Origin of the sequence: Agromyces sp. NPDC058484 (assembly GCF_042720415.1) — a bacterium.
In the GTDB taxonomy this organism is placed as follows: Bacteria; Actinomycetota; Actinomycetes; order Actinomycetales; family Microbacteriaceae; genus Agromyces.
Window position 1 is genome coordinate 14930 of record NZ_JBHXMP010000015.1, and the last position, 18745, is coordinate 33674.

Below are 18745 nucleotides of genomic sequence, written 5' to 3' on the forward strand. Positions count from 1 at the left end.
GAGCCGCCGCGCCTGCGAAATCCGAGGCGCCTGCGAAGGCTGGTGGCTGAGGCCGGCTATCGCGTCGATTCGGATGTCTCCGAACGCGAGTCGGATGTCTCCGAACGCGAGTCGCTGAAGACGTCCAACGTGCGCCCGATGACCCCTTCGGCAACGGAACGCAGGGTGAGGTTGTTGGCGCGCGCGTATGTGCGGAGCATCCCGAACGCCTCATCCATGTCGATTCCTCCGGACTCTGCAACCACCCCTTTGGCCTGTTCGATCAGGATCCTGCTGTCGAGCGCACGCTGGAGCTGCTCGGTGACGATGGCGCTTTCGCGGATGAGACGCTCCTGCAGGATGCCGATCGTGGCGACATCCGCGAGCGCCTGAGTGACCGCTGCGTCGCGTGCGCTCAGTTCGCCGATGCTCGTGCGGAAGAGATTCATCGCACCGATGACCTCCTTACGCAGCCGCATCGGCACCGCATGCACCGCGTGGAATCCCTGGACGAGGGCCGCATCACGGAACTCCGACCAGTCCGCGCCCGTTTCGCTCACATCGGCGACCGAGATGGCCCTTCCTTCCTCGAAGCACGCCACGCATGGCCCCGCCCCCGCGTTCAGCTGCAGCACTTCGACGAAGTCGGCCCGCTCACTGGTGGACGCAACGAGCTCCAGTTCGCCGTGGCCGTTCGCGAGCACCATGCCACCCGCCTGCACATCCACGAGTTCGATGCACTCACTCATCAGGGTGTGGAGGAGATCGACGACGTCGTACTCGGCGGTCAACGTGTCGGCGAGCGTGACGAACGCGGCATTGAGTCGTGCTTCTCTCGAGTTCTGGGTCATACGACAGTCACCCGCCCTTCCGACGAGACCGGGATGGCTACGCCTCTTCGACACCGTCGATGAGGAATCTCAGCCGCCGCGTCACCACCGCGTGCGCGACCAATTCTACCGTCTGGCCCGTCGAAAAGGCATGGGCCTGCAGGCGGGCGAACGCCTCCGTGGCCGTCACCTGAAGCTGCACCAGGACCATCCCGGTGGCCTGATGCACCTCGCGTCGCAGCTCGGGACCCATGCCCCCACGGGCCGGCGAATCCTCGCCCGCGGATCGGGCGGCGAGGCGCAGGGCGGTGCCCGCGGTCGATGCGGCGAGCGAGTGGGCCGTCGCGATCTCCCGGGCATCCAGCTTCCCCGGTGCGGAACGGTACATGTCCACCACGCCGACGGTGACCGCCCCCATGACAAGGGGAAAGGCGAACAGCGCGCCCACGCCGAGCTCGAGCACAGCGGCGCCGAAGACCGGCCACGAATGGTCGCGCTCGCCCACATCCGGCACGAGGACGGCCTGACCGCTCCGCAGCGCCTCCCAGTGCGGCCCCTCACCCAGCTCGAACTGCAACTCCTCGAGCCGTGCGGCGACCGTGTCGCTCGCGCCGATCGTCGACTGCCCGGGCGCACCGATCGCCGAGATCGACACCCCCGTCACGGGAAGGAGCTCGACGAACCGCGAACAGAGCTCGGCGCCGGGCGACGGCGCGCCACCCGGATCGGCCCGCGTCCCTGCGCCATCGTCGATCATCCGCCGCTCTCAGACCTCACCGAACCGGACGAACACCACCGGTTGCAGAACCAATCTCGCGCAGAAGGTCGACCAGAACAACCCCTTGCCATGAGCGAGCGGTTGCCGAGACCTCACGCCCCGGCGCCCCGGGGATCCGGGGCGCCTCTCCGTGCGTTAGCGTGAGTGGCTGAACCACGAGGAGCCGCCAGCAGCATGAGACCCGGACCGAGGCGCAGCATCAGCCAGGTCGACATCGTCGACGCGGCGTTCCGCATCCTCGAGGAGAAGGGCTTCGCCGCGGTGTCGGTGCGTGGCGTGGCCGCGGCGCTCGGCCTCACGCCCACCGCGATGTACACGTACTTCGCGTCGAAGAACGCCCTGCTCCGGGCGATGGTCGAGCAGCTGCTGTCGACGATCGATCTCGGTGCGGCATCCGATGCCCGGCTCGCCTGGCGCGACCGGGTGGGCGCGCTCGCCGGGGCGCTCCGCGCTCGGCTCGCCGAGCACACCGGAGCGATGGTGCTCATGACGAGCGGTCCGCTCGACGGCCCCCACGCGCTGGGCCTCAACGAGGCGCTCATCGCCGGATTCACCGCCGAGGGGATGCCGCCGGCCGACGCCGCCCGCGCCGCGCACGCGGTGCGCGCGTACGTGCTCGGGGTCGCCGCGATCGACGCGGCCGAGCGCGCCGGCGACGGCGCGACATCCGTCGGTTCGACCGGGCCCGAGGCCCTGTGGACGGATGCCGCGCGCTTCCCCCTCACCGCGGCGACGGCCGACGCCGCCCGCGCCGACGACGCATTCCGCTGGGGTCTCGACCGACTGTTCGACGGGCTGGTCGCGGTTCCAGCGGCACTCTCCGCTTCCTGATCGGCCAGGCGCCCGTCACGCGACACGACGAGGCGCCGACCCCAGGGTGCCGGCGCCTCGCCGTTGGTGCCTCGTCTCAGGTCACTCCGCGCGAGGCGGGGTGACCTCGATCAGGGCGGTGGTGTTGTGCTTGTAGGACCTCTTCACCTCGACGACGGTGCCGAACCCGACTCCGGCGTCGGCGGGATTGCCGCTTCCCGCGAGGCTGAAGCCGAGGTCAGTGCCGTACAACTCGGTGTACGGGCTGCCGTCGGAGTGCACGACCCGCGTCGTGTACGGCGAGTTCCCGACCGAGGGAACGACCGCCGAGCCGTCGGAGAAGCGCCAGTAGAACCCGTCGACCTCGGGGTCTCCGGTCTCCACGACCTCGAGCCCGGGCACCCAGCCCTGTTCGTCGGTGAAGGTGCGCACCGGGTCCAGTGCGGGCACCTGGGTGCAGTACTCATCGGTCGGCACGGCGCCGGTGATGCACTCGGTGAACGGGTACGTGCGCTTCAGGCCGAACGCGGCGTTCGACGACTGGGCACGCGACGGCAGGTTCTTCAACACCGTCGGGTCGACCGTCGCCGCTTCGCCCGTGCGCCGCAGCGGGTCGAAGTGGCTGTCGACGATGAGCAGGCCGCCCTTGGCGCCGCCGCTCGGCATCGCGGTGAGGTTGCCCTTCACGTGGTTGGCGTCGCCGTACGTGGTGTCGCGGTACCAGACGAGTGCGCCGGGCGCGTTGTACTTGAGCTTGTCGACCTTCCACGCGCCGTCGCTGTACACCGTGTCGTAGGCGTACTTGAGGCCCTCGTCGAAGCCGTCGAAGTTGCGCCACTCGACCAGGTAGTACTGCGCCTGCGTCGAGGTGCCGGAGTCGATGTGCCAACCCTCGCCGGTGGTGCCGGCGAACGAGGCCACCTCGGGAGTCCAGCCGTTGTCGCCCGTTTCGACGTCATCGCTCCACACCGTCTCCGCGCCGCTGGTCAGCGAGAAGTCGTCGGAGAACCAACCGCGCTCGGCGAACGCCTCGTCGGTGGCCATGCGGAGCCGCACCTCGACGGTCTGTCCAGCGTAGGCAGCGAGGTCGATGTACTGGTGCGCCCAGCCCTCGGTCGAGCCGGTGAGCCCGTACTTCTTGTTGCCGAAGTCGACCATGCGGCCGTTCGGGTCGCCGTATCCGTCGGGCGTCGAGACCTCGGCTCCGGTCTCGTCGTACACCTTCGCCTCCGTCCAGGTGGCACCGCCGTCGGTGGAGACCTCGACGAAGCCGAAGTCCCATTCCGCTTCGATGACGTAGTCGTTGTACATCCAGAACTTCGCGTCGGCCGGAACCGTGCCGAGGCTGCGGCTCAGGCGCACGTCGGCCCAGTCCTGGTCGGCGCTCGAGTACCACATGTTCGCTCCGCTGTGCGGAGCGGCCAGCGTGACGACCTTGTCGGGGAGGTTGATCTTGATGCCGTCCTCCGTGCCCTTGAGCGGGCGGGAGTTCTGGCCGACCTTGACCGACTGCGGCGCGTCGCCCGGGTTCATCTCGAGCGGGTCGGCCCAGCCGAGCACCCACTTGTCCCAGAGGCCCATGTGCGTGGGCATCGACTGGAAGATCGGTCCCGAATGCGAGCCCGACGACATGAGGTCCCAGAAGTCGACGTCGGAGTTGCCGGCGCCGGAGGTGTCGTACAGGTCGGGCAGGCCGAGATCGTGGCCGTACTCGTGAGCGAACACGCCGACACCCGAGTCCTCGGGCTGCACGATGTAGTTCGAGAGCACGAGATCGGTGCCGGGGATCGACGCGCCGCCGACCACGGTCGATGAGTGCGCCCAGATGGCACCGGTGCCCTCTGCGCCTCCGCCACCCGACTTGTCCTCGCCGGCGTGCACGAGCACGACGTGGTCGATGACGCCGTCGGCCTCGAGGAAGTTCCCGTCGCCGTCGCGGTCGCCCTGGTCTTCGATGTCGTAGTCGGCCCACGGGAAGCCGGGATCCGCCTCGGCGAGCGCCGCAACGGCGTCGATCGGGAGCTGACCCGGTCCGAGCGGGTTGTCGGGGTGGCCCTGCATGTCCTGGACGGCGCCGGCCTCGTAGACGCCCTCCTCGTTCTGGAAGCAGACGCTCGCGCCGTAGTAGGCCTCGGAGTGCGGCACGGTGATCCACGGCGTCGCCTCACCGCCGACGGTGTAGGCGCCGTGCGACATCTCCTCGTACATCGCCTTCATCGTGTAGCCCGAGATGTCGATGCCGCGACGGCCGTCGGGACCCCTCAGGTCCTTGCGCACTCGCTCGGTGATGCCTTCGTCGGTGAAGAGCATCTTGTTGAAGTGCTCGGGCGAGAAGTCGGGCACCCACATCGAGTTGTTGTCTTCGAGCTCGTAGTCGGCGGGGTTCGGGATGCTGTTGTGCAGCGGCCCGTTCTGCACGTCTCCGGGCTTGCAGTCGGTCGCGCCGAACTCGGTCGGCACCTGCGTGCCGGTGAAGTCGTCGTTCGCGTTCGGGTTGAACTCGACCAGGATCGTGAGCAGCTTCGCTTCCTGCGTCTCGTCGGCCTGCTTGTAGTCGCGCTTCCCGTGCCTGTTCTTGTCGCGATCGCGATCGCGATCGCGTTCGCGCTTCAACTCCTTCGGGCTCTTGCCGGTCTCGATCGACGCGGCTTCGAGCTGCGCGAGGCCCTGCGCGGCGATCGGGTTGCCCGAGGCGAACTTCTGGTCGACGGCTTCGGCGACCTCCATCGCAGACCTCGACTGCTCGGCGTTCACGCCCTCGGTGACCAACAGGTCGGTGCCGAACGCCTCCTCGGCGCGCGGTTCGACATAGTTCATGTAGTACTCCGAGTCGCTGATCACCGGAGCGGTGATCGGACCGGGTGCGGCGGCAGCCCCCGTCGTGCCCACGGCCGCCAGCCCGGCGGCTGCGAGCGCGAAGACCGGGATGGCGGCCACCACGCGCCTGCGCGCGCGTGTGGTCTTTCCAGACATGCATCTCCCTTCGAGTGCCCGGCGGGATCCCGCTGGGCACAACATGACGCCCGCCTGTAGACGGACGTAAGCGGAATCCTGCCCTGCCGCTCGGCATCGGCGAAAGACCGATCCGAAATCTGTGGAGAACGACGCAGATCCGTTGCGCCCGTTCGCACGAATCATCCGTCTCACCCCCGTACGAGGGGCACTTGGCGCCGAAGTTGAGGTCTTGTCAGCTCCAACGACAGGCGCGCCGATCAGGCTCCAGATGCCGCGGCAGCGCGCTGCGGCGTACGATCTGTCGCAGGGGGTGATGCACGATGCGGAAGATTCGCGGATCGATCGCACGGGGTGGCGTGGCGGCATCCGTCACGGGGGTGTTCGTGCTGGGAGCGGGGTCGCTCGGCCTGGCCGGATGCTCGCCGGCAGGGTCGTCAGGCGATTCGTCGGCGCTGCCGCCGGTGATCGTGGAACTCGACACCGTCGACGGCACGACGGTGGAGGTGCCCGAGGGCGGTGCCGTCGACCTGACCGGCGACGACGAGACCACCACCGAGTGGACGGCCGAGATCTCCGATCCCGAGGTCGTCGAGTTCGTGCCCGGCCGTGACGACGGGAGCGCACAGTTCAACCCGGGCCTGACTGCGAAGTCGGTCGGCGACACCGAGGTGACGCTCGAGAACGGCGAGACCGGCGACACGCTGACCTTCACGGTGGAGGTCGTGCCGAAGACGACGGGGTACTAGCGGAGCGCGTCCTGGGCCGTCGTTTGGGCAGTGCGCCCGTGGTCGAGCAGGAGGTTGCGCAGCTGGTCGGCCGAGTGCACGACGGACATGGCGTCGCCGGCCTCGGCGGGGGAGCCGTAGCCCCACTCGACCATGATCGTGGGCACGCCGTTCGCCGCGGCGCCGAGCGCGTCGTAGCCGCGGTCGCCCACCATGACCGCATTCGACGTGTCGATGCCCTTCGCCTGCAGGCGGCGGAGCGCCTCGCGCACGACATCGGCCTTCGTGCTGAGCTCCTCGTCGTCGCTCGCGCCGGCGATCACCGTGAAGTACTTCGCGAGGTCGTGGTGGTCGAGCACGGTGCGCGCCATCGACTCGGGTTTCGATGTCGCGAGTGCGACCGGGATGCCGGCGGCGTGAAGCCGCTCGAGCACGCCCGCCACGCCGGGGAACACGGGCGAGCGCAGCACGTGCTCGCCGTAGTGGTCGCGGTAGAGGTTGAGCGCCGCCCAGGCCTCGGCGTCGTCGAAGCCGGCGGTGAGGCGCAGGCTGTCGAGCAGCGGCGGGCCGACGTACGAGCGGAGCGCGTCGTCGGATGGCACGTCGAGCCCGAGCTGCGTGAACATGTGGGCAAGTGACGCCGTGATGTCGGCTGCCGAGTCGACGATGGTGCCGTCGAGATCGAACAGCACGGTCGACCAGGTTCGGGTAGGCGCCACGGTCCTTGTGGGCATCGTGGTCATCGGGTCAGTCTACGAGGATTCACCCTGAGAGGTTCTCAGGAACGTGGTGGTGAGGGCTCGGAACGAGGGTGCACGAATCGACTCAGAACAGCCGAGCGTGCCCGCCCTCGATGCCGCGCATGGCGTCGTAGTCGAGCACGACGCACCGGATGCCGCGATCCTCCGCGAGCGTGCGAGCCTGCGGTTTGATCTCCTGGGCCGCGAAGACGCCCGTCACGGGGGCGAGCCGCGGGTCGCGGTTCATGAGATCGAGGTAGCGGGTGAGCTGCTCCACGCCGTCGATGTCGCCGCGCCGCTTCAGCTCGACGGCCACGCTCGCGCCCGCGGCATCCGTCGCCAGGATGTCGACCGGGCCGATGGCCGTCATGTACTCGCGCCGAACGAGCCGGTGACCCTCGCCGAGGAGCTCGATCTGCTCGGCGAGCAGCTGCTGCAGGTGGGCCTCGACCCCGTCTTTCCGGAGGCCGGGATCGATACCGAGCTCGTGCGCCGAGTCGTGCAGCACCTGGTGGATGGAGACGAGGAGCTGGTCGGCGGTCTTCTGATGCGTGACCTTCCAGACCTCGACGACGCCCGCGGACCGCTGGTCGTCGTCGGGCTCGACGGTCGCGAGCGTGCACGGCGGGCTCATCCAGTTGAGCGGCTTGTAGCTGCCGCCGTCGGAGTGCACGAGAAGGCTGCCGTCGCCCTTCACCATGAGCAGTCGCGTCGCGAGCGGCAGGTGGGCGGAGAGCCGGCCCGCATAGTCGACGGAGCAGCGGGCGATGACGAGGCGCACCCGACGAGTCTACGATCCGCGAAAGGGAGGATGAGCGCCAGCCCGGCGACCTCGCCCTTGCTGGGCTGGTCGAGTGGGTTCGGGTCATCCTCCCTCGAAGGTGGGCCCGACCGGGCGGGCTGGAACTTCAGATTCGGCGGAGGTGCTCACGCAGGCCGGGGATTGCGAAGTCGAGCCGGCCTCGTCCCGCCGGCTGGATCAGGCCTGCGTCGATGAGCCGGGCGCGGTAGTTGCCTATGGTGTTCTTCTGGTTTCCGAGCCGCCGACCAATGTCCGCGGTCGTCGCGGGTCCGTCGTCTTCGGACATGGCCCGCAGGAAGTCGAGGTCTTTGGGTGACACGGTGGAGAGTGCGGCGTCGATGACGACGCGAGTGTTGCGCCGGTGAGCGACGGACAGGGCGAGGTCGACGTCCTCGGCCGTCAGCGGAGCCTCGGTGACTTCGGCCAGCTGCCAGATGTGGTAACCGACCAGTTGGATCAGGAACGGGTAGCCGCCGGTCGACACGGCGGCGGTCCGGATGAGCGTGGGATCCAGCGGGTGGGTGAGTCCGGCGAACGTCTCGCGGTAGGAGGTCTCGACCTCGTCGATTGCCGCGGTGTGCAGGTCGATACGGTCGGCGCGCCGCAGGAATGTCGCCACGCCTTCGTTGAGCAGGTCGGACACGGCCGCGGGAAGACCTGCGAAGACCAGGGCGATCGGCAGTCCGTCGCGGATGAAATGCTGGACGGAGGCGGCCAGCTGGGCCAGTTCGTCCCGGTCGGCACCGTGGATCTCATCCAGGGTGATGGCCAGCCCGGTTCGTTGTCCATCCAGCAGTCGCAGCAGCTTTTCGCCCACCTGGCGCCATCCGGCCTGCTGCCCCGGGGGGAGTTCGGTGGTGATGGAGAACCCCGCCGCGCCGATCCCGGTGACCCTCCGACCGACGGGTCCGTCTCCGAGTTCCTCGGCGACCGTGCGCATGGACTCGCCGATCCGACCCAGGAACCCACGCGTTGCGGTCTCCGATACCACGACCCATCCTCGGGTGCGCGCGGCGTCCTCGGCCTCGCCCAGCATGACGGTCTTGCCGATGCCCCTAGCGCCGGTGAAGATGGTCAAGAGGCCCGGCGCCCCGGAGCGGATACGGAGTCCGTAGACGAACTCGTCCAGCAACCCGGCACGGCCGATCAATTGCGGGGGCTCGGCACCCGCCGTGGGTCGGAAAGGGTTCTGTATCTGGTCGATCGTCATCGGATCCTCGTGTGATCTGCTGTGTACACAGTGTACTTCAGTGTATCCGATGTATCTGTATACTCGAGATCCCGAGCCCCTTGCGATCCTCACGTCCATCGCTGAGCGAAGCGTCCTAGACCTGTCACCTGCTGCGCAACAGCCTCGACCGTCCGGAATGCGCCCGCAAGGGATCCCCTACCAGGCCCCGCTGGTTATCCTTGACGTGATTCCGCCCAAGTCGCGCCTACCCGGTAAGGTCGCGACCTACCAGCAACTCGGTGAGGGTGGCAGCCCGTTCGAGCCGGGCCGGAACCGGAGGGCCCACCGCGATGCTGGCGCGATCGGGGCTCTCGCCCCGTCACGGGTGCTGGATCAGGACTGGGGGCCCTGAGCGTCGCTGTGACTCGCTTCGTACTGGTCGAGCCATACGAGAGCACTGTCCTCGTCGTGGATCACGCCGTCGTCTTGCGCCTCGACCGCGGCGGAGAGTGCGGGCTTGAACCCCGGCCCGGGTGCGTACCCACGCGCGATGAGGTGCTCGCCTGTGAGAATGCCCTTCCGTGGTGCGTCGCCGACCATTGTGTCTGCGGCGACTTCGAGCCACGGGCTCGCCGGGCTCGGCTTCGCGGACGGACCGCGGTGATCGACCTGTCCGAGTGCGGAGAGCCGGCCCGTGAGCTCGTCGATGCCGGTGTGTCCGTGAATCTCAAGATCGACGTCCTGCTCGGATGGCCGAGGAGCGCGTCACGGACGGAACCGCCGACGCCCAGGGGTCGACTGCCGGCGGCAGCGATCGCTTCGATCACAGCGGTTGCTGCGGGGGTCATCGGCACGAGGCTGGTGTTGTTCGTCACGTGTGCTCCTGGTCTTTCAGTTTCACACGGACCTGCGCGGACGAGAACTAGCCCGCGATCAGCCAAGTGCGCCAGCTTAGGGCAGCCCCGTGCCCGCTGGAAGGCAATGCAGCCGACGGGTGCCGGACTGTGATTGTCGGCGACGCGTTCGCGCCGACCCGGATGCCGATCCCTCAGCGGAGGGGCGCTGGTGACGACTCCCGTTGCTGAGCTGACTGGACGAGACCGCAGGGTGCCGGTCCCTGGCGGGCTGAAGATCTGAGGTGAACAACTTCACCAGCGCTCGACCGGCCCCGGCAGCTTGATTCAGGACCGGGAATCTTGTGAAACCGGACTTCAATCATCCCGAAGCGCATAACGATTCGATAACGGGTTTTGTTTGGAGGGTGTACTAACCCGTCGCCGCTTCGCTAGCTTTTGACCGAACCTGACTGTAAGTCACGCGAATCACTCAATTCCACGCACACCGTGGACGCGTGTCAGGCATCTTTACGACGAAGTGGAGCAGACTTGGCCCGCACAACCAGACGATCTCTTCGCGTCGCATGCGCTCTCGCCCTCGCCACCGCCATGGCGATTCCGGCGGCCGGCGCGGCGTTCGCAGCACCGGCATCTGAGGATGTCGCGGCGGCCGCGGCCGCCGGCCCGGGCACGAATGTGGCGCTGGCGAGCGCCGGCGGCACCGTCACAGCCTCCGGAAGCGAGGGTAACGGCAGCTACGGCTGGACGCCCGCCAAGGTGATCGACGGCATCACGTCGGGACCCGCCGGTCAGAACACGTCGCGGTGGTCGTCCGACTACTCCGACTCGGCCTGGATCACGGTGAAGCTCGCCGCGCCGACGGTAATCGACCACGTCGACATCCACTGGGAGTCCGCGTGCGCGGCGCAGTACAAGCTCCAGGTCTCTACCGATGGCACCACGTGGGTCGACGCGACCGGCACTGTGGCGCCCACCTGCGGCACCGAGGACACGCAGACGATCGGCGCATCGGCCGACCCGGCGACCGCGTACCAGTACGTGAAGATGCAGACCATCGCACGCACACCCATCGGCGGCCAGAAGTACGGCGTGTCGCTCTGGGAGCTCGAGGTCTGGGACGGCCCCGAGGCGGCGCCGGCCGCGGTGCTTCCGCTCGTGCCGAAGCCGCTGTCGGTCGAGCAGCACACCGACGCGGCACCGTTCACGGTCTCGCAGAACACCGCCATCGTGGCATCCGGTGACGCGGCCGGACCGGCCGCACTCCTCGCCGAGCAGCTGCGACAGGCGACCGGGTTCGCGATCCCGGTGGAGGAGACGTCGGACGGCGACGGCGACATCAGGCTCACCGTCGACGTCGACGCCGACTACCCGGCGGGGGGCGCGGGCCAGGATGTCGCCGACGAGGCGTACCTCCTCGAGAGCACGGAGTCCGGCGTCGTCATCACCGGGGCCACCGGGCACGGCGTGTTCAACGGCGTGCAGACCCTGCGGCAGCTGCTGCCGGTGTGGGCGGCATCGGAGACCCCGACGACCACCCCGCTCACCGTGCCCGCCGTCGAGATCGGCGACGCCCCCCGGTTCGGCTACCGCGGCGTGATGATCGACGTCGCGCGCTCGTTCCAGACCGTCGACGAGATCAAGGCGCAGATCGACACGCTCGCTGGCGTCAAGATGAACACGCTGCACCTGCACCTCGCCGACGACCAGGGATGGCGCATCGAGATCACCAACGAGGGCAAGGCAGCCGGCGACCCCATCGACTACAGCCGGTTGACGGATGTCTCGGCCAACACGGCGATGAACCTGCACGGGTACCGCGGCGAGATCGGGCGCACCGGCTTCTACACGCAAGCCGACTACACCGAGATCGTCGAGTACGCCCGCGACCGGTTCGTCCAGGTCGTGCCCGAGGTCGACGTGCCCGGCCACACGAACGCGGCGCTGCACGCCATCCCCGAGCTGAACACCGCTCGCTCGCTCCCGGCACGCGACCCGCAGACCGGCGTCGTGGGATGGAACGGCACCGGCAACGTGGGCTACTCGGCGCTCGACGAGCAGCACGAGCTCAGCTACGTCTTCGTCGAGCACGTGTTCTCGCAGCTCGCCGAGCTGACGGGCAGCGACTACGTGCACATCGGCGGCGACGAGTCGCACGCGATGGGGCACACCCGCTACGTCGACTTCGTCACCGAGGTGGTTCCCCGCGTGCGCGAAGCCACGGGAGTGGGCACGATCGGATGGAGCGAGTACGCCGAGGCCGGGCTGAGCCAGGGCGCGGGCTATTGGAACGGGTCCGTCGTGCAGTACTGGATCGGCTCTGGCGACTGGGTGCGCGACTTCGTGGCCAAGGGCGGCAAGGCGATCGTCTCGGCGGCCGGCGGCGCTTACCTCGACCAGAAGTACGACTCGAGCACGGCGATCGGCCTGACCTGGGCGTGCTCCGGCAGCTGCGACTTCGACCGCTACTACAACTGGGATCCCACCACGACGGTCGCCGGCGGGGTCGCCGAGGCCGGAGTGCTCGGCGTCGAGGCGCCCCTGTGGTCGGAGACGGTGCGCGGCGGCGACCAGTCCGAGTACCTCGTGCTTCCGCGTGCCATCGCCGTGCTCGAGACGGGCTGGACGGCCAAGGACGCGAAGAACGTCGACGACTTCACGCAGCGGCTCGGCCTGCTCGGCAAGCGTCTGACCGTTGAGGACAGCAACTACTACGAGTCCGCCCGCGCCACGTGGGATGCCTCGGTCTCCGGCAGCGTGCTCTCCGCCCGCACCGGCACCGAGGCCGACTGGCCGGTGGGCAGCATCGCCGCCCCCGGTACGAAGGTCTCCGCCGACGGTGCGACGCTCACGCCCGACACCGTCACCAGTGACGGCGACCAGGCGAGCCGCTCGGCGCTCACCGCGCCCGTGACCGCGCAGCTCGTCTGCCCGTCGGGCACGACGCCGGTCGCGTTCACGACCGAACAGGTGCGCGACAACCTGCACGGGGCGGCACTCTACACCGCGACCGCGTCGCGCGCCTTCACCGCCGCAGAGTCGTGCACTCTCGAGACGAGTGGCGGCCTGGTGGCCTCGACGCCGGTCGGGGTGGAGGTCGCCGCGGATGCCGCGCTGCCGGCCGAGCCGTTCTCGCCGACCACCGACCCCGAGCTCGTGATCAACGACGGCGAGGCCGACCTCGTCGCCGGCGACTGGACCCGGGTGCAGCTCGACGGTTTCGAGGACCGCCAGTACGTGGAGCTGCGCATCGGCTCCACGCCGTTCGCCACGGTGCGCACCGGCCCCGCCGGCGCCTTCGACGGCTACGTGCCGGTGCCGGCCGCGACGGAGGCGGGTGCGGCGACCGTGACGGCCGTCGAGGGAACGCGCACCGCGGAGGCATCCGTCGTCGTCGACTCCGACGTGCGGCCGCTGCCCGACCTGATCGACCAGTCGACGCTGCGGATCGCCGATGTCGACAGCCAGGAGACGGTCGGCGAGAACGGCGCCGCGACGAACGCGATCGACGGCAACCCCGCGACGTTCTGGCACACGCAGTGGCAGGGAGCGCAGCCCGCGTTCCCGCACCACATCACCATCGACCTCGGCACCGAGTACGACGTGAGCGGCCTGCAGTACGTGCGGCGCCAGAACCAGGACAACTCGGTGATCAAGGACTACGAGGTGTACGTCTCGGCCGATGGCGTGACGTGGGGCGAGCCGGTGGCGTCGGGTTCGTTCTCGACGGCCAAGACGCCGCAGAACGTGGCGCTCGAGGTCACGCGGGGCCGTTACGTGAAGCTGGTCGGGCTCAACTCGCTGCTCGGCAACGCCTTCGCCGGCGCCGCGGAGATCAACATCGGCGGCACGCTGCCCGGGCCGGCCCTGGACGTGTCGGCGGTCGCGTCGACGCGATGCATCGCCGGAAAGGTGTTCGTTTCGGCGAAGGCGACGAACAACGAGGACGTTCCGGTGGCGCTGACGATCGAGTCGGCGTACGGCACCAAGTCGTTCGCGTCGGTCGCGCCGGGTAAGAACGCGGTGCACGCGTTCACGACGCGCGCGGCGAGCGTGCCGGCGGGATCGGTGACCGCCCGGGCGACGGCGACGGTCGACGGGGTGCCGGTGACGGTCTCCGTCGATGCGCCCTATGAGGCGGCGTCGTGCCAGTGACGTGGGGATCGCCGGTGAGCCTCAGGTGAAGCCGGCATGACGGGGGCAGGAGAGCGGTCGTGCGGGTTGCGCGGCCGCTCTCCTGTGCCCGGGTAGCGCGGCCGCTCTCCTGTGCCCGGGTAGCGCGGCCGCTCTCCTGTGCCCGGGTTGCGCGGCCGCTCTCCTGTGCCCGGTTGCGCGGCCGCTCTCCTGTGCCCGGGTAGCGCGGCCGCGAGCGTACGGGAGGCGAGCCCGCTCTCAGCGCGACCGCTCTCGCGCGGCCGGCGCGGCGAGCCCCGCCACCGCCATGAGCCCGAGCAGCAGGATGAGCGCGTTGAGGATGCCGAACTGCTCGCCGAGGAATCCGATCAGGGGCGGGCCGACCAGGAACGCGCAGTAGCCGATCATGGCCACGGCGCTGACGCGAGCCGCGGCATCCGCTCGATCGGGAACATCGGCAGCGGCCGACATGCCGACCGGGAACGCGAGGGAGCAGCCGATGCCCCAGAGCAGGGTGCCGACGATGAACATCCACGGCTCGCTCGAGAAGATGAACAGCGCAAGGCCCGCAACGCCGATGACCGACATGCTCCGCAGCATCGCGACTCGGCCGAACCGGTCGATGAACGGGCCGCCGAGCACGCGTGCGCCGGTGATGGCGATCGTGAACACGGTGAACACGACGGCGCCGATGGTCTCGTCGTAGCCGTGCCCGTCGACCACGGCGATGGCCAGCCAGTCGTTCGCGCTGCCCTCGGCGAATGACATGCCGAGCATGATCACGCCGATGAGCAGCAGCCGCGCGTCGGCCCAGACGCTGAGGCTCCGCCTGAGCCGCACCGTCCACGGGTCGCGCGGGGCGCCGGTGTGCGCGTCGTCGCCGAGCTCTTCGCGCACGGGTACGAAGCGCACCGCGACGACGACCGCGAGCGCGATCACGACGGCGATGGCGCCGAGGTGCGCCCACACCGGCAGTGAGATGGCGGATGCCGCGGCCGCGAGCCCGGCGCCGGCGACCGTGCCGAAGCTGAAGAACGCATGCATGAGCGGCATGAGGGTCTTGCCGATCTCGCGCTCGGCCTCGGCGCCCTCGACGTTCATCATCACGTCGACGGCGCCGTTGCCGAAGCCGAACAGCGCGAGGCCGACCACGACGAGCGGCACCGACGGGGCGATCGAGCCGCCGACGCCGACGAGCGTCAGGCCGACCGCGACCACGATGAGCACCCCGGCCATGCCGAGACGTGCGCCGAAGCGGGCCATGAGCCACGGTGCGGCGACGAGGCCGAGGACCGAGCCGATCGAACCCGCGAGGATGATGAGCCCGACGCCCTGCGTGCTGAGCTCGAGGTCGTCGCGGATCGCCGGGAGCCGGGCGACCCAGCTCGCGAGGCTCAGCCCGGAGAGGAAGAAGATCGCGAAGATCGCGTTGCGCCAGGCCACGAGCTCGCGGGTTGCGCGGCGGCGATGGACCGTCTGCGGTGCTGGTTCCGTCATCTTCTCCGGTACGTCGTGGTGGGTGTCGAATCGATTCGATACGCCTCTCGTGAACCTTATCCGCCGGCCTCGGCGCTCGCAACCGGGCGGTGGCCTTCTCTGGCCGGTCGGAAATGCCGTACGACCCTTCTCCCGGCGTACGGAGTTTCCGAAAGGTCGTCGTGCGACAGAACGGTCGTACGACCGCCTCCGCCAGCCACTCGTCCCGAACTTGCGGCACGGGTCTTGCGGCATCCGTTCGAGCACGCTAATTTCCTCTGCTAAACGATTAACAACTCGTTTCCGCACTCACCGAAGACCTCCAAGAAGGAGAACCATGCTCCGCAACACCCGAACCGGTCGCACCGTCGCGGCCGCCATCGCCGTGTCGGCCGCGGCCCTGCTCGGATTCAGCGCCTGCGCCGCCGGCGGAAGCGGCGGCGGCGGCGACGAGTCCGGCGACGTCACCATCTCGTACGGCATCTGGGACGAGAACCAGCAGCCCGCGATGGAGGAGATCGCCGCCGCGTTCACCGCGGAGCACCCGAACGTGACGGTCGACATCCAGCTCACGCCGTACGACCAGTACTTCACCAAGCTGCAGACCGCCGTCTCGGGCGGCGAGGCACCCGATGTCTTCTGGATGAACGGCCCGAACTTCCAGCTCTACGCGTCGAACGGCGTGCTCGCCCCGCTCGGCGATCTCGTCGACGCGGCCGACTACCCCGAGGGCCTCATCGACCTGTACACGTTCGACGGTGAGGTCTACGGCGCACCGAAGGACTTCGACACCGTCGCCCTCTGGTACAACAAGGCGCTCTTCGACGCGGCCGGCGTCGCGTATCCCGAGGCCGGCTGGACCTGGGACGACTTCACGGCCGCAGCGGCAAAGCTCACCGACCCGGCGAAGGGCCAGTGGGGCATCGCCGCCTCGCAGTACGGGCAGGAGAACTTCTACAACTCGATCGCCCAGGCTGGCGGTGAGGTGATCAACGCCGACGGCACGAAGACGGGATACGACACTCCCGAGGCGCTCGAGGGCATCACGCTCTGGACCGACCTCATCGCGGCGGGCTACTCGCCGACCGCTCAGCAGATGATCGACACGAACCCCGAGGACATCTTCCTCTCGGGCAAGGTCGCCATGTTCCAGAACGGATCCTGGGCCGCCATCGCGTACGCCGACAACCCCGACATCGCCGACCAGGTGAACGTCGCGCCGCTGCCCGAGGGACCCGCCGGCAACCAGAGCGTCATCCACGGCATCGCCAATGTCGCGAACGCGAAGAGCGAGCACCTCGACACTGCCAAGCAGTTCGCGGCCTTCGCGAGCGGCGAGGAGGCCGCGAACATCATGGCCGAGACGGGCACGGTGATCCCGGCGTTCAACGGCACGCAGCAGGCATGGGTCGACGCGCTGCCGCAGTACGACCTGCAGGTCTACATCGACGCGCTCGAGACGGCCGTGCCGTACCCGGTGTCGAAGAACACCTCGGCATGGACCTCGCTCGAGAGCGAGATTCTCGCGCAGGTCTGGGCGGGCAACGTCACCCCCGAGGAGGGCCTGAAGCGACTCGCGGATGAGATGCAGGCCGCACTCGACGAGGAGTCGGAGTAGTCCTCATGAGTGACCTGATCGCGCAGCGCACCGCGGCGCCGATCTCCGAGCTGGACGGGGGGCGGCCGGGGTCGGCCGCCCCCAAGGCCCGCCGCCGCCGCGGCCCCGGGCAGTCCAGCTGGTGGGCGCTCCTGTTCATCGGCCCCACCGCCGCGGGTCTTCTCGTGTTCTACCTCTGGCCGACCGTACGAACCTTCATCCTCTCGTTCACCGAGACGGGGCCGTTCGGCGGCGATCTCGAGTTCGTCGGGTTCGACAACTACATCGAGCTGTTCCAGGATCCCGAGCTGATCGGCGCCCTTCGCAACACGGCGCTGTACACGATCATCGTGATGATCGGCATCCCGATCGCTGTGGCCATCGCCGCCCTCCTCAACACCCACGGGCTCCGTGGGCGCAGTGTCTACCGCACCCTGTACTTCATCCCGGTCGTCACGATGCCCGCGGCCATTGCACTCGTGTGGAAGATGATCTACAACGGCGACTACGGCGTGCTCAACGAGGTGCTCGGCGTGTTCGGCATCCCGGGCAACAGCTGGCTGACCGACCCGAACACGGCGCTCGCAGCGATCGCGGTGGTCGGCATCTGGGCCGGCCTCGGCTCCGCCGTCGTGATCTTCCTGGCGGGCCTTCAGGGCATCCCCGACACCATCCTCGAGGCCGCCGATCTCGACGGCGCGGGCCCGGTGCGCAAGTTCTTCTCGATCACGATTCCGCTGCTCAGCCCGAGCATCTTCTTCGTGACCGTGATCAGCGTGATCGGCGCCCTGCAGGTGTTCGACCTCATCTACATGATGCTCGGCGCGAGCAACCCGGCGATGCCGAACACCCGAACCATCGTCTACCTCTTCTATGGGGCGGGCTTCCTCGACAACGAGCAGGGCTACGCGGCTGCGATCGCGTTCCTGCTGCTGGTCATCATCCTGGTGCTGACCGCGGTGCAGTTCCGGCTGCAGAAGAAGTGGGTGCACTATGAGTGACCAGGCCCTCGACACCCGCGCCATGACGGGCGCGCCCGAGGCATCCGATGCCCGTGGCGCCCGCCGGGGTCGTCGCACGACGCGCGGTCACTGGCTGGTGCATCTCATTCTGGCGGTCGGCGCGATCGCGATGGTCTTCCCGTTCGTGTGGCAGACCCTCACGGCGTTCAAGACGTTCCAGGACTCGGTGCAGGTGCCGCCGACGATCCTGCCCGACCCGTGGGTGTTCACGAACTTCGCCGAGGTGTTCGAGTCGATGCCGTTCGGTCAGATGTTCCTGAACTCGGTCGTGCTCACGATCGGGCGCACGATCGGCCAGGTGGTCCTGTGCACCATGGCGGGCTATGCGTTCGCGCGCATCCCGTTCCGGGGCCGCAACGTCGTGTTCGTGTTGTTCCTCTCGGTGCTCATGGTTCCCTCGCAGCTGTTCCTGTTGCCGCAGTACGAGATCATGCAGTCGCTCGGCTGGCTGAACACGCTGCAGGCGCTCATCGTGCCCGGCATCTTCAGCGCGTTCGGCACGTTCCTGATGCGGCAGTTCTTCATGTCGCTGCCGTCGGAGCTCGAGGAGGCCGCCCGCATCGACGGCGCGAATCCGTGGCAGACGTTCTGGCGCATCATGGTGCCGCTCGCGAAGCCGGGCGTCGTCGCCCTGGTCGTGTTCACCGTGCTGTGGTCGTGGAACGACCTGCTGTGGCCGCTGATCGTCACGACCGATCCCGAGAAGATGCCGCTCTCCGTCGGGCTGGCGCAGCTCGTGGGCCTGCACGGCACCGACTACCCTGTGCTGATGGCCGGCGCGCTGCTCGCGACGCTGCCGATGCTGATCACGTTCATGATCCTGCAGAAGCAGTTCATCCAGGGCATCGCGTTCTCTGGGACGAAGGGGTGAC

At 68.6% G+C, this 18745-nt stretch carries 13 protein-coding genes; 6 read left to right on the top strand and 7 right to left on the bottom strand.

Annotation, left to right across the window (positions count from 1 at the left end; genetic code table 11):
* Positions 1 to 56 precede the first annotated feature (56 nt).
* Both ACFWN7_RS12805 and ACFWN7_RS12810 read right to left on the bottom strand, forming a co-directional pair.
* On the bottom strand, positions 57 to 830 hold the full coding sequence (locus tag ACFWN7_RS12805) for a GAF and ANTAR domain-containing protein (protein WP_376939195.1): 774 nt from the start codon (positions 828 to 830) through the stop codon (positions 57 to 59).
* Positions 831 to 867: 37 nt separating this feature from the next.
* Complete coding sequence (locus ACFWN7_RS12810; protein WP_376939196.1) at positions 868 to 1566, bottom strand: GAF and ANTAR domain-containing protein; 699 nt, start codon at positions 1564 to 1566, stop codon at positions 868 to 870.
* A 195-nt stretch (positions 1567 to 1761) separates the two neighbouring features.
* Here ACFWN7_RS12810 and ACFWN7_RS12815 point away from each other — a divergent pair, with 195 nt between their 5' ends.
* Complete coding sequence (locus ACFWN7_RS12815) at positions 1762 to 2418, top strand: TetR/AcrR family transcriptional regulator (RefSeq protein ID WP_376939197.1); 657 nt, start codon at positions 1762 to 1764, stop codon at positions 2416 to 2418.
* 81 nt (positions 2419 to 2499) lie between these two features.
* Here the strand turns inward: ACFWN7_RS12815 and ACFWN7_RS12820 are convergent, their stop codons facing one another.
* Positions 2500 to 5370: an immune inhibitor A domain-containing protein gene (locus tag ACFWN7_RS12820; RefSeq protein WP_376939198.1), complete on the bottom strand. Its 2871-nt coding sequence runs from the start codon at positions 5368 to 5370 to the stop codon at positions 2500 to 2502.
* Between the two features lie 302 nt (positions 5371 to 5672).
* On the opposite strand from ACFWN7_RS12820, the gene ACFWN7_RS12825 reads away from it, so the two are divergent.
* On the top strand, positions 5673 to 6098 hold the full coding sequence (locus tag ACFWN7_RS12825; RefSeq protein WP_376939199.1) for a hypothetical protein: 426 nt from the start codon (positions 5673 to 5675) through the stop codon (positions 6096 to 6098).
* Here the strand turns inward: ACFWN7_RS12825 and ACFWN7_RS12830 are convergent.
* The 3 genes from ACFWN7_RS12830 to ACFWN7_RS12840 form a co-directional block, all read right to left on the bottom strand.
* Positions 6095 to 6820, bottom strand: a complete 726-nt coding sequence (locus ACFWN7_RS12830) for an HAD hydrolase-like protein (RefSeq protein ID WP_376939200.1) — start codon at positions 6818 to 6820, stop codon at positions 6095 to 6097. The two genes, ACFWN7_RS12825 and ACFWN7_RS12830, sit on opposite strands and share 4 nt — an antisense overlap.
* 82 nt (positions 6821 to 6902) lie before the next feature.
* A complete protein-coding gene (gene nucS / locus ACFWN7_RS12835; RefSeq protein ID WP_376939201.1) occupies positions 6903 to 7598 on the bottom strand; it encodes an endonuclease NucS in 696 nt (231 codons plus the stop codon).
* A gap of 127 nt (positions 7599 to 7725) precedes the next feature.
* Positions 7726 to 8829, bottom strand: coding sequence for an ATP-binding protein (locus ACFWN7_RS12840; RefSeq protein WP_376939202.1), 1104 nt, complete (start codon positions 8827 to 8829; stop codon positions 7726 to 7728).
* Between the two features lie 1406 nt (positions 8830 to 10235).
* Here ACFWN7_RS12840 and ACFWN7_RS12845 point away from each other — a divergent pair.
* Positions 10236 to 13799, top strand: a complete 3564-nt coding sequence (locus tag ACFWN7_RS12845; RefSeq protein WP_376939203.1) for a family 20 glycosylhydrolase — start codon at positions 10236 to 10238, stop codon at positions 13797 to 13799.
* 237 nt (positions 13800 to 14036) lie between these two features.
* Here the strand turns inward: ACFWN7_RS12845 and ACFWN7_RS12850 are convergent, their stop codons facing one another.
* On the bottom strand, positions 14037 to 15275 hold the full coding sequence (locus ACFWN7_RS12850) for an MFS transporter (RefSeq protein ID WP_376939204.1): 1239 nt from the start codon (positions 15273 to 15275) through the stop codon (positions 14037 to 14039).
* A gap of 316 nt (positions 15276 to 15591) precedes the next feature.
* On the opposite strand from ACFWN7_RS12850, the gene ACFWN7_RS12855 reads away from it, so the two are divergent.
* Genes ACFWN7_RS12855 through ACFWN7_RS12865 form a run of 3 tightly spaced genes read left to right on the top strand, consistent with a single transcriptional unit; the run spans position 15592 to position 18744 of the window.
* On the top strand, positions 15592 to 16872 hold the full coding sequence (locus ACFWN7_RS12855) for an ABC transporter substrate-binding protein (protein WP_376939205.1): 1281 nt from the start codon (positions 15592 to 15594) through the stop codon (positions 16870 to 16872).
* Between the two features lie 5 nt (positions 16873 to 16877).
* The gene (locus ACFWN7_RS12860; protein ID WP_376939206.1) at positions 16878 to 17852 is read left to right on the top strand and encodes a carbohydrate ABC transporter permease; all 975 of its coding nucleotides are present in this window, start codon (positions 16878 to 16880) and stop codon (positions 17850 to 17852) included.
* Positions 17845 to 18744: a carbohydrate ABC transporter permease gene (locus tag ACFWN7_RS12865; RefSeq protein ID WP_376939207.1), complete on the top strand. Its 900-nt coding sequence runs from the start codon at positions 17845 to 17847 to the stop codon at positions 18742 to 18744. Before ACFWN7_RS12860 ends, ACFWN7_RS12865 begins: the two co-directional genes overlap by 8 nt.
* Position 18745 lies beyond the last annotated feature (1 nt).